Here is an 11,373-nt window from a genome sequence, read left to right as displayed (position 1 = left end):
GTTAACAGGCGGCAAAATTACACGGGGCAGGTCCCGCGGTCATGAATATCTCCCCCTTTCCTTTCCCATAATGAGGAATACAAGCCAGCAGCGGCCTAACTGCGCCAGCTGTGTCTTCGCTTGAATATGAAGGAGCCTGATGCCATGACGCGCGATTCTGCTGTACCCCAAGTCCCAAGACGCCGCTTCCGCCTGTTCCTCCGGCTGCTGGGTGTCTCTGCCCTCCTGTTCGTGCTGGGGGCCGGGGCTCTGCTGGGATACTTATATCACAAACCGCTGCCCCCGCTTGGGGATGATGTCCGGTCCAGACTGTTCGATGCCAGAGGCAACGTGATGACCACCTTCACCACAGACGGACGCAGCCGCGAGCCTGTGAAGCTTAACCAGATTTCCCCTCTGCTCATCAAGGCCACACTGGCAGTCGAGGACCGGAAATTCTATCATCATATTGGTTTTAGCCTGAAGGGGATGGGCCGGGCTGTGCTCGCGAACCTGGAAACAGGCAGACGCTCCCAGGGGGCAAGCACGCTCACCCAGCAGCTGGCGCGGAATCTGTATCTCTCCCATGAGAAAACATGGACCCGCAAGGGCAAGGAGGCGCTGTACACCCTCCAGCTTGAGATGAAATATACCAAAAATGAGATTCTGAATATGTATCTTAACGAAGTCTATTATGGCCACGGTGCGTACGGAATCGAAGCCGCTGCCCGGATGTATTTCGGCAAGTCCGCCGCTGATCTTGATCTGGCGGAGAGTGCCCTGCTGGCCGGAATCCCCAAAGGTCCGACCTACTATTCCCCCTATAACCATCCGGATAGCGCCAGGAAGCGCCAAGGTATCATTCTGTCCGCGATGGCCGATGTAGGGGATATTACGGAAGCCCAGGCCCGGGAGGCTGCCGGCGAGAAGCTCCAGCTGAATCCGCAGGGGCAGAAGGATACGACGGTGGCGGCCCCGTACTTCCGTGATTATGTACGCACGCTTGTGATGGACAAGCTGAAGATCAGCAGCGACGAGCTGGACCTCGGCGGACTGAATGTATACACAACACTCGACCCGGATATGCAGCAGGCCGCAGAAGCGGCGGTGGACCAGGGCATGGACCCCGCCAGCGAGCTGGAGACCGCTCTGGTCTCCATTGATCCGCGTACCGGCTATCTGAAGGCCATGGTCGGCGGGACCAACTACCGGTCCAGCCCGTTCAACCATGTCCTGGCCGGCACCCGCCAGCCCGGCTCTTCGTTCAAGCCGGTGATGTATCTGACGGCCCTGGCCTCCAAGGAGATGACCGGCTTGTCTGTCTTCAACAGCCAGCCTACGCTGTTCCATTATGACAACAACCGCAAAACCTATCAGCCCCGGAACTTCGGCGACAAGTATCTCGGCGAGATTAATATGCAGCAGGCAATCGCCGCTTCCGACAATATTTATGCCGTGAATACGATTATGAAGGTCGGCGCGGACAAGGTTGCCGCAATGGCTGCTGCTCTGGGGATCACGAGCCCGCTTCACAGCGTGCCCTCGCTGGCGCTCGGCTCCTCGCCGGTCAGCCCGCTGGAGATGGCCTCCGCCTTCGCGGTGATTGCGAATGGCGGCGTGAAGCAGCCGGTAACGGCCATCCTGAAGATTACCGATAACGCCGGAAACCTTCTATATGAAGCCCCGGAGCCTCAGGGTGAATCCGTGGTCGATCCGGCGGCCGCTTATGTGCTGACCCGGCTGATGGAGGGAGTGTTCGAGAGCGGAGGGACCGGGAACCGGGTTGCCGCGATGATCAAGCGTCCGGTCGCCGGGAAGACAGGGACCACGGATACCGACGGCTGGATGGTCGGCTTCACCCCCGAGCTCTCTACCGCCGTATGGGTGGGATATGATAAGGGCCGGGAGATTGCCACCGCCGACGGAAGGCGGGCGGCGCCGATCTTCGCGCAGTTTACGGAACAGGCGCTGGAGAATGTGCCGCCGAAGATTTTCCCGATTCCGCCAGGTGTGGTCAACGTCTATGTGAATCCGCAGTCCGGTCTGCTCGCCACCGCTGATTGCCCTGAGAAGAAGCTGGAAGCCTTCATCAGCGGCACAGAGCCGACAGAGTACTGTAACCTGCATGGCAGCGGGGAGAACAGCACTCCTGCCGGAAGCGGAGGCGGCCCTGCCGGTGCTGCTGATCCTGTGAAAGAGGATCATTCGCTGTGGAACAGCATTAAGCGGTGGTGGATGAACTAACCGGGTTGCCGCTGCTATGCGGCTTGCGGTACGATGGAAGGAACGTGAATCCGGCGCAGGCGCATCTGGTGCCTTACTCTGCCGCAGGAAGGTGTCGTTCCATTCATGAAGCAGGATTCATCCGGCAGCCACGAGGCGGAAGCAGGGGCGCTCTTGCCGCCTGAGCTCTATATGCTTCCTGCACTGGAAGCCGCTCCGCGCCTTCTGGGCCAGCATCTTGTCCGCCGTACTGAGGACGGGGAGATCCGCTGCCGGATTGTCGAGACGGAGAGCTACGGCGGCGCTGAGGACAAGGGCAGCCACGCCTATGGCGGGCGGCGTACCGCCCGGACTGAAGCGATGTTCAGCAGCGGAGGCGCAGTCTATATCTATTTGATCTACGGAATGTATCATTGCCTGAACGTCGTAACAGCCGCCGAAGACGAGCCTCATGCGGTCCTGATCCGGGCGGTTGAGCCGCTCACCGCACATGATGCCGAGCTGATGGCCCGCTACAGAGGCACCGCCGTCAGGAAGCCGCACGCTCTGTCCGGCGGACCGGGCAAGCTGTGCCGGGCGCTGCGGATTGATAAGAGCCTGAACCTGTCGAGATTCGACCGCAAGGAAGGCGCCATGTGGATCGAGCAGGGCGAGCCTGCCGGGAGCTTGCCCATTGTACAGGCACCGCGCATCAATATTCCTTATGCCGAAGAGTATGCAGATCTCCCCTGGCGCTTCTATCTGAAGAGTAATCCTTATGTATCAATCATGGATCCCCAGGCCCGGCCGTTCTGTCCCGGATGAATTGCCGGGCCGCTGTTTCGGCGGGGATTGAAACGGGGTATATAGAAGTGAACCCTAATCAGCCTCTCCCTTGGAACCTTCCACAGGGAGAGGCTGTTTCTGTCAGTTTAACCTGCCTTCACCCGTCAAAATGTTTTCTTTCGCCATAAAATGATAAAACTTCCTATAAGATTACAACATTTATCCCAATTTGAACGCGCTTCCCCCGTTCTCTTAACTTACAATTACTGTTATAATCATAGATATCTTCAAAAAATATAAAGAAGTAAATGAGGGAACATGGGATGAAAGATACAGGCATGATCCGGAGTCTAGACAGTCTTGGAAGAATTGTGGTTCCCGTAGAAATCCGCATGACGCGCAATATTGACATTGGGGATCCTATCGAATTTTTTATTCTCGATGAGGATATTATTGTCCTCAGGAAGTACACCTCCACAGAATGCACCTTTTGCAGAAGCCTTGATCATGTAACGTATTACAAGGATCAGTTCATTTGCAATTCCTGCCTGAAGGAGCTAAGCGATCCCGCGCGCGGATCGGAAGAACCCGTCACCGCTTCCCCGGTACCTGCAGAACCTCAGGGTCCTCCCCGCGGACGGAGAACCAAGACAGAAGAAATGAGCCAGCGTCTACAGCAAGCCATGGAAGATCACCCCTACGCCAATCAGAAGGAGCTTGCCGAGGTTCTCGGCATCAGCCAGGCCCGGGTCAGCCAGTTAAAGCGCAAGCTGGGTGCTTCCGGACGATCGGCCCCGCAGTAACCCTGATTCATCCCAACCCAGAACCTGCATAAGGCTTGGCCCTCCATCACAGAGGGCCAAGCCTTCATTTATGCGCGCTTTAACGCCTTCTTCTATACCGATAAAGCAGCCTTCAGCTCTTCAGGCGAGGCTGTCCACCACTCTTCGTTATGGGCTATCAGCAATGTCTTCAGTGCTGCCCGCTCCGCGCTTCCCAGTCCCTCCAGGATCACCTTCCGCTTCAGGGCCGCATCCAGCTTATTGACATGATCGGCAAGAATCTTCCAGCCGCGGCGGGCCTCCGTATCAATCCACATCTCACAGGCGGTAATTCCCCCGTAATGCTGTCCCTCCGGTGTACGGTCTACAGCCACCCACACCACCCAGACCTGTCTTCCGTCCGGTACATCCTCACGGTTCATCGAGAATTTGATTCCCTTCTCCACCTTGCTCTTGGCGTGCATGGCACCGATATCGATAACGGCCTCCCCCCGGTCAATGATGACGGGCGATACATTGTTCAGATCAATCGAGCCTGCACCGAATCCCTTATGCTTCGCTTTGGCATTGACAATATTCAGGGCAATCTGTTTTTTGCCTCCCGGTTGTACGTTATCCACAGTAGCACTCCTTCCAATCACTAATTATTTAATTTTAGCTAATAATGCGGCGATTGCAAACATATACATCCCGTAGATGCTTGTCACGGGAGGAATTACACTATGAAGCCACATTCATTAAAGTATACCCTCATCTTCGCAATCCTGGGCGTTCTCCTCCTGATTGGAGGCGGAATCTGGCTCAGGGCGGGACATAGCCCCGCTGCCTGGACAGCCGCTGCCCTGAAAGAGGCCAAGTCCCCCGCCGTCATCCCGCAGCAGCAGCCAGTCCAGTCCATCTATCCGGAGAATGCGATGTCTCCCCCCGAGACTGAGGCGCTAAGCCAGCGTGTGGTCGAATACCACATGGATGTGCAGCTCCAGCCGGATAACGGGACCCTGACGGCCTCCGAGACGCTGACCTGGACCCATCCGGGCAAGAAGCCGGTCCAGGAGCTCTATTTTCACCTGTATCCCAACGCCTTCGCTTCCCAAGACACTACCTTCATGAAGGAATCGGGAGGCAAACTTCGTGGAGATTCGATGCCTGCAGGCGGTTACGGCAGCATTACCCTCACTGATCTGCGGACCTCCGAAGGGGTGTCGCTGATGCAGCGGACCCAGTACGTTCAGCCGGATGACGGCAATATTCATGATAAGACACTGCTCAAGGTTCACTTGCCCCAGCCGGTTAACGGCGGCGAGAGTGTGACGGTACGGCTGAAGTTCGAGGTCAAGCTGCCCAAAATCTTCGCCCGGATGGGCACTGCTGACCGCTTCGTCATGGCCGGCCAGTGGTTTCCGAAGCTGAGCGTCTATGAGCCGGCCGGCAGAAGAGGGGTGCAGGAGGAAGGGTGGAATCTTCACCAGTATCACGGCACCTCCGAATTCTACAGTGACTTCGGGATTTACAATGTATCCATCTCTGTTCCCCCCGGTTATATCGTTGCCGCCACCGGGTTTCCGGTGAAGAATGCCCGGGTGGTACAGGGGCGTAAGGTGTATCAGTTCTACGCCGACGACGTGCATGATTTCGCCTGGGCGGCCTCACCGGATTTTGTTGTAGCGGAGAAAGCCTTCTCTGCACCGCAGGTGCCGGGTGTGCGGATCAAGCTCTATCTCGATCCGCTGCATAAGGATCTTCAGGAGCGTTACTTCCAGGCCGCCGAGGCAGCACTGACCGCCTTCAGCAAATGGTACGGGCCTTATCCTTATTCCACTCTGTCCATCGTGGTCCCGCCTGAGTCCGGCAACGGTGCAGGGGGAATGGAATACCCGACACTGATTACCGCCTTCGGTGCAGCGGAGGCGTCGCCGGGAACCTCGCTGGAGCGTACCATCATCCATGAGATCGGGCACCAGTACTTCTACGGGATGCTGGCCAGCAACGAATTCGAAGAAGCCTGGCTGGATGAGAGCTTCACCTCTTATGCCGAAGACCGGCTGATGGAACAGGAATACGGTGTGGCGGCGAGCCTTCCGCTCCAGTCTACCCTGGTCTCGTCGTCACAGCCGCTCAATCTGGAGACCTGGAAATACACCGGTGACGATGCCTACACACGCAATGTATATATCCGCGGGAAGCTGGTGCTGAAGGATATCGAGCGGATTGCGGGAGCCAAGAATATGGATGCCATTCTCGCCGCCTATGCCCGCAAATACCGCTTCAAGCATCCTTCGACCGCCGACTTCCAGAAGACCGTTGAGAAGGTGACCAAGCAGTCCTGGCAGACTTATTTTGACCGCTATGTCTACGCCGGGGGTGCTCCCGATTTCGCAGTGGATGATATAAGGCTCTCTGAGGGACAGACCGGAAGTGACAGTGCTGCGCCCGAGTACAAGGCGGTAGTGGATGTTAGCAACAAAGGCACGCTATATTCTGATGTTCCTGTACAGTTCACCTTCTCCGACGGGTACACCGTGCAGCAGTACTGGAATGGAGGGGGCAAGTCCACTTCCTTCGAGTTAGCGTATAAAGCACCTCTGGTCTCCGCTGAGATTGATCCGAAGCATTCGGTCCTGCTGGAGAGCAGACATCTTAACAATTTCAGAATGGCGGAGCTGGAGGAGCGCACGCTCTCCCGCTGGACGCTTAGTGCGACGACACTGCTGGAAACTCTGCTCGGAACTCTTGGCTGGTGAGGTGAGGGAATGGTGAAAAGTTCAATAGCCCGCGGTTGGCTCAGCATGAAAGAGCAATTCTATATACTGATTCTGCTGTTTATCTACCGGCTGTTCTGGGGATATTTCCTGTACAAATTCATTAAAAGCGGCGTTGTGCCTGTGCTGCTGCGCTACCCGGATGCAGACTCCGGCGGCAGTGAAATGGGCAGGCTGCTGTATTATATCGAGGGGCACACGGCCTTGCAGAGCGATCCCGCTGTGCTGCGGTGGCTGTGGCTTCTCCTGGGCCTGACAATCCTGCGGCTGCTGATCTCCCCGTTCATCCGGGCAGGGCTGCTGCATGAGCTTCACCAGGAACGGGCGGGGGAGCGTGGACTGTTCTTTTTTCCCGGCATGAAAAAGTACGGGCTGCCTGTGCTGGTGTTCAGCCTCGCCGAGTGGGTGCTCACCCTTCTTCCCCTCTATTGGCTGCTTCCGCATATGTACCGGCTGCTGGTTGGCGGGATCATGAACTATCCGCTGCTGCTGAAGCTCGTGCCCTATGTGGTGGGCTGGCTGCTCTATCTCTTCATCATCCGCAAACTGCTGCTCTATATGCAGTTCGGGTATACCGCCGGCACCGGGATGTTCTCTTCCCTGCTGGTCTGCCTGAAGGTTATGCTGCCGTCTATCGGGATATCTGCGGTGCTGGGAGCAGGAAGTCTCCTTGTCCTGCTAATCTGCAGTGCCTCCGCGCTGTTGTATCCCGGCCTGCCTGCGCTGCTCCTGCGCCAGGCTTCTCCGCTTCCCTCCACCCTGCTCAGTATGTGGGGAATCGCTGCACAGTACCATCTCTGGTCCAGCAAATCATTTCCACAATAAACTTCCGCTAATCTGGCATACTAAAAAGAGTCACCGCCCCTGGTTCAGGAGCAGGACTCTTTTTTCTTTTGGGTATGGATCACCTGAATGGTTAAAAGCATTTGCAAAACGGAAACACCTCTGTTACAATGATGGCTGTACTAGTAGTAACAAAGTTGTAATATTTATGACATGATTTTCTGCAAATTATGAAATGTACAAATGTCGATATGTCACTATTCTGGTGCATAACACGCCGAATTCCTTTGCACCGGGAAGTGGGGGAACCATATGTTGGGTGAATTGATCTCGCTTTAGAGGGGTCATAGGGGAACCTTCTACCGAATCCTTAAGCTAACCCCGCAGGCCTTGGAAGGAGTACATCTGTTGAGAGTTCAGAACTTCAAGAAGAAATGCACCGCAGCAGCGCTGGGTCTTGTGATGGTATTCACACTTGGGGCGGGCAGCGCCTTCGCCGATTCCAAAATGGATAAAGTCATCTCCAAAACCATTGGAACGTCCTACAAAACCGGAGGTACCACCACCAGCGGATTCGATTGCTCAGGATTTACCAAATATGTGTTCAAGAATGTTGGACTTACCCTGCCGCGCACCTCTAAAGCGCAGTACAAGGTGGGGACTGCCGTATCCAAGAGTAATCTCCGTTCCGGCGATCTCGTATTCTTCAACACCTTGGGCAACGGAGTCTCCCATGTAGGTATTTATGTCGGAGGCGGTAAGTTTGCTCAGTCCTCCAGTTCGCGCGGAGTAACCATCACTTCAATGAGCCAGTCCTATTGGGCCAACCGCTACGTTGGCGCCAAACGGGTAATGAGCACCACAGCCTACCAAGCTGTCGCGTACGATTGAGCTGAATGTTTGAATTACACCCCGCACCTTTTTAACCTCTAACATCCATATATAGCTTATAGAAGCCCGGAATTTGATTATTGCCGTAATCATTTCCGGGTTTTTCCTTTACCTTATTCTACCTTTTACCCGGATCCTCAATCTTGAAACAGCATTGTATGGCAAAATCAAAGAAAAAAACATATAAAACTGGCTGTACGCATAGATATGTGTCCTCACAATGGGCTATCACTCTAAAAAACACAAAAAAGATGCATTAATATGTTATAAGTGATTGCCAATCTCTGCAGTCTTTGCTACAATTATCGCAGTAAGCTTTTAGTAACATTTTTGTAATTATTGAGTGCCTTTTAATCAAGTTTTTGTCATGTATCGGATAAATAGCTAATCCTAATCAATAGTCGTGCCGAGTTCCCTAACGAATTAGGGAAACGGGGGAACCAGTTTTGGGTGAATTGACCTCCTATTCTAAGAGGGGTCATAGGGGACCTTCAACCGAACCCTTAAGCTAACCTCGTAGGCATCGGAAGGGGTATTTACTTTTGAAGAAGAAGCTGGCAGCCGCAGTACTAAGTTTATCCATTATATTCACAATCGGAGCAGGAAGCGCTTTCGCGGATTCCAAGATGGATAAGGTGATTGACAAGGCCATCGGTACCAAGTATGTGTCCGGCGGTGTTACCACGAACGGCTTTGATTGCTCCGGATTTACCATGTATGTTTTTGATAAGATCGGCATTAACCTGCCTCATCAGTCCGGTTCCCAATACCAGATGGGCTCCGCTGTATCACGTGATGAGCTAAGAGCAGGCGATCTTGTATTCTTCAATACTAACGGCAGAGGCGTCTCCCATGTCGGTATTTATGTCGGTGACGGCGAGTTCGCGCATGCTTCTTCTTCCCGCGGGGTTACCATCAGTTCGCTTAGCGACAACTATTATGTCAACCGCTATGTCGGTGCCAAACGGATTATGAGCACAGACGCTTACAAGACGGTAGCAACGGACTCCCAGGACAACGACGACGTACAATAGATCGTATATTGCTATCACCAGGCTCTTTTCCAGGATGATGTTTCATCTGGGAGAAGAGCTTTTTTGTTGTTGTTACTCCCTACTTACCCGTCTCCGTATTGGCCAAACACCCTTTCGGGCTTTTCATAAAATATTTTTTGGCATTTGTCAAGTTTCGGCCTCTCCGCCAGGAATTTGCGCTGATTCCGGCGTATGATGTATATATAGGTAACAGGAAGCATTGAAGCATTAATGAGAGGAGACTGGCCGATGATTCGTTCTCCGCTAACCTTTTATGTGGTACCGATGGAATCCCTTCATGCCGGGGAAATCTGCGAATGGGAGTATAACCCGCCTTATAATATATACGGCTGGATGTCCTGGGAGCAGATGCAGGCGCTGGGCGTGGAATTCGGAGACCCGCAGCTGCGCAGCGAGCAATATGTCTCCGTGGTGGACGGGCAAGGCATTCTATGCGGCTTCGCCCAGCTGTTCCCCATGGAGGGTGTAGTCAGGCTCGGCGTGGGGATGCGGCCGGACCTGTGCGGCAACGGCATGGGGCAGCCATTCATGAAAGCTATTGTCCAGGCAGCGCTCGCCCGGTACCCGGAGCGGGAGATTGATCTGGAGGTGCTAACGTGGAATCAGCGGGCTATCCGCGCCTACCAGAAGAGCGGATTCACTATAACCGATACGTATGAACGCAGGACTCCTACCGGCAATAAGCCGTTTTATTGCATGGTCTATGAGAAATAGCACCCGTCACATGGTTATGCTCAAAAAAGCGGGGCTTTCTGTTCGTTTTTTTGACACAAATACTATGATAACGCTTCACCATCCGCTATAATGGAGGAAGCAGCTTACAGGGAGGGACGGATGCAGATGCAGAAATGGATCATGAGCGGTTTGTTTTTTGCCGCCTGCGCCTTTGCGGTGATCTTAATGTTTACCTTACCCGGCAAATCCGAGGTAGCCGAAGAGAATAAGCCAACGATGCCTGAGGTTGTGCTGGACGCGGCCAGTGCTGAGGCTACGGTGAAGGCCAGTTGCATCTCCTGCCACGGTGACCAGCTTCAGGGCGGTGTAGGTCCCAGCCTGCAGCAGGAGGGCGGCAAGCATGATGCAGCGCAGATCTTCACGATTGTCACCAAGGGACGCGGTCAAATGCCTCCTTTCAAAGACAAGCTGGCCCCTGAAGAGATTGCCAACATCGCATTATGGCTGGCTGAGAAGAAATAATCCGTTTATAGCTTGATGTGAAATGCCCGCTGTCAGGAGGTCACTCCTGGAGCGGGCATTTTTATGATTCAGGCTCACCTGTCATTTCCATATCTATAAATACTGTCTCCCTAGCGGTTCTTCTCAAAGGCCTCATTAAATTGATGGGCCTGGCGGATATCCAGCTTCTGCGCATCTGCAGCCAGCCGCAGAATAACGGTCTTGTAATCAATGGTGATATGGGGATGATGATCGAACGCTTCCGAGATGGCGGCCACCTCATCCACAAAAGCAATTCCCTTCATGTATTCATTGAACATGTATTTGCGCACCAGGTGATCCTTCTCCAGCCTCCAGCCCTCCAGCTTGCCGACCTCTTCCTGCAGCTCTTCCTCTGTAAATTGCAATGTTCTTCCTCCCTTGCTGAGTTAACTGTACGGAAATGCGTTCTCTCCTTAAATAAAACATCCCTCAGCTTCTGAAAGTCCAAGGGATGTGCCAGGCCAAAGATTTTTGTGATTAAATGTATTCCTGAATCCCGGCAATTATTACTTCCTCCCAATTTTAACATGGGCTGATCCCGGGGACAAACCGCCAGGGCGTTATTGCCGGATGGCTACACCAGCAGGACGGAGGCCAGATCCTCATCACCGAGCAGAATATTAATGCGGTGAGTGTCTTTATCGTACATCACAACTCCGCTGCCCACCTGGATTACCGGCTCATTGCCCAGCGCGTAGAACAGATCCTCCGCAAGCGCCTCCCAGACCTCCAGCTTCGATTCCTCAGGCAGGCTTCCCCATTCTTCAGGCTCCATCTCAAAGAAAATGTATCCGTCGGAAATTCGTCCGACTGCTCCGGTCAGTTCCACCAGAATCTCACTGTAGTCTCTGCCATGCTTAACTCCCACATCAATCACTCCGTTTTCTTCGCAATGAATAATACCTTACCTTATCCATT

General features: G+C 53.9%; 12 protein-coding genes and 2 riboswitches. Of the genes, 9 read left to right on the top strand and 3 right to left on the bottom strand.

Annotated features, from left to right (window positions below; genetic code table 11):
• Nucleotides 1–144 precede the first annotated feature (144 nt).
• The 3 genes from K1558_RS31190 (at nt 145) to K1558_RS31180 (ending at nt 3,770) form a co-directional block, all read left to right on the top strand.
• Nucleotides 145–2,223: a transglycosylase domain-containing protein gene (locus K1558_RS31190; RefSeq protein WP_238655862.1), complete on the top strand. Its 2,079-nt coding sequence runs from the start codon at nt 145–147 to the stop codon at nt 2,221–2,223.
• A gap of 105 nt (nt 2,224–2,328) precedes the next feature.
• The gene (locus K1558_RS31185) at nt 2,329–3,006 is read left to right on the top strand and encodes a DNA-3-methyladenine glycosylase (RefSeq protein WP_238655861.1); all 678 of its coding nucleotides are present in this window, start codon (nt 2,329–2,331) and stop codon (nt 3,004–3,006) included.
• A gap of 284 nt (nt 3,007–3,290) precedes the next feature.
• Nucleotides 3,291–3,770 carry an AbrB/MazE/SpoVT family DNA-binding domain-containing protein gene (locus K1558_RS31180; RefSeq protein ID WP_238655860.1) on the top strand — a complete coding sequence of 160 codons (480 nt, stop codon included), beginning with the start codon at nt 3,291–3,293 and terminating at the stop codon, nt 3,768–3,770.
• 92 nt (nt 3,771–3,862) lie between these two features.
• On the opposite strand, the gene K1558_RS31175 is transcribed toward K1558_RS31180, so the two are convergent.
• Entirely contained in the window at nt 3,863–4,369 is a 507-nt protein-coding gene (locus K1558_RS31175; RefSeq protein ID WP_238655859.1) for a YwhD family protein, read from the bottom strand.
• Nucleotides 4,370–4,471: 102 nt separating this feature from the next.
• On the opposite strand from K1558_RS31175, the gene K1558_RS31170 reads away from it, so the two are divergent.
• From K1558_RS31170 to K1558_RS31145, 6 genes are all read left to right on the top strand, one after another.
• Nucleotides 4,472–6,490: a M1 family metallopeptidase gene (locus tag K1558_RS31170; protein ID WP_238655858.1), complete on the top strand. Its 2,019-nt coding sequence runs from the start codon at nt 4,472–4,474 to the stop codon at nt 6,488–6,490.
• A gap of 45 nt (nt 6,491–6,535) precedes the next feature.
• Nucleotides 6,536–7,333 carry a hypothetical protein gene (locus K1558_RS31165; RefSeq protein ID WP_238655857.1) on the top strand — a complete coding sequence of 266 codons (798 nt, stop codon included), beginning with the start codon at nt 6,536–6,538 and terminating at the stop codon, nt 7,331–7,333.
• A 223-nt stretch (nt 7,334–7,556) separates the two neighbouring features.
• A riboswitch (cyclic di-AMP (ydaO/yuaA leader) is annotated at nt 7,557–7,696 on the top strand.
• Between the two features lie 57 nt (nt 7,697–7,753).
• A complete protein-coding gene (locus K1558_RS31160) occupies nt 7,754–8,182 on the top strand; it encodes a C40 family peptidase (RefSeq protein ID WP_238655878.1) in 429 nt (142 codons plus the stop codon).
• 394 nt (nt 8,183–8,576) lie between these two features.
• Nucleotides 8,577–8,720: riboswitch (cyclic di-AMP (ydaO/yuaA leader) on the top strand.
• A 4-nt stretch (nt 8,721–8,724) separates the two neighbouring features.
• Nucleotides 8,725–9,216, top strand: coding sequence for a C40 family peptidase (locus tag K1558_RS31155; protein WP_238655856.1), 492 nt, complete (start codon nt 8,725–8,727; stop codon nt 9,214–9,216).
• Nucleotides 9,217–9,465: 249 nt separating this feature from the next.
• Entirely contained in the window at nt 9,466–9,951 is a 486-nt protein-coding gene (locus K1558_RS31150; protein WP_238655855.1) for a GNAT family N-acetyltransferase, read from the top strand.
• Between the two features lie 126 nt (nt 9,952–10,077).
• Complete coding sequence (locus K1558_RS31145; RefSeq protein WP_238655854.1) at nt 10,078–10,434, top strand: c-type cytochrome; 357 nt, start codon at nt 10,078–10,080, stop codon at nt 10,432–10,434.
• A 110-nt stretch (nt 10,435–10,544) separates the two neighbouring features.
• On the opposite strand, the gene K1558_RS31140 is transcribed toward K1558_RS31145, so the two are convergent.
• Nucleotides 10,545–10,820, bottom strand: a complete 276-nt coding sequence (locus K1558_RS31140) for a 4a-hydroxytetrahydrobiopterin dehydratase (protein ID WP_238655853.1) — start codon at nt 10,818–10,820, stop codon at nt 10,545–10,547.
• Between the two features lie 209 nt (nt 10,821–11,029).
• On the bottom strand, nt 11,030–11,323 hold the full coding sequence (locus K1558_RS31135; RefSeq protein ID WP_238655852.1) for a hypothetical protein: 294 nt from the start codon (nt 11,321–11,323) through the stop codon (nt 11,030–11,032).
• Nucleotides 11,324–11,373 lie beyond the last annotated feature (50 nt).

The sequence above is a fragment of the Paenibacillus piscarius genome, assembly GCF_022234545.1.
GTDB classification, from domain to species: domain Bacteria; phylum Bacillota; class Bacilli; order Paenibacillales; family Paenibacillaceae; genus Paenibacillus_AQ; species Paenibacillus_AQ piscarius.
Note: the sequence above shows the minus strand (reverse complement) of the source record. Positions and strands in the feature narration are given on the sequence as shown.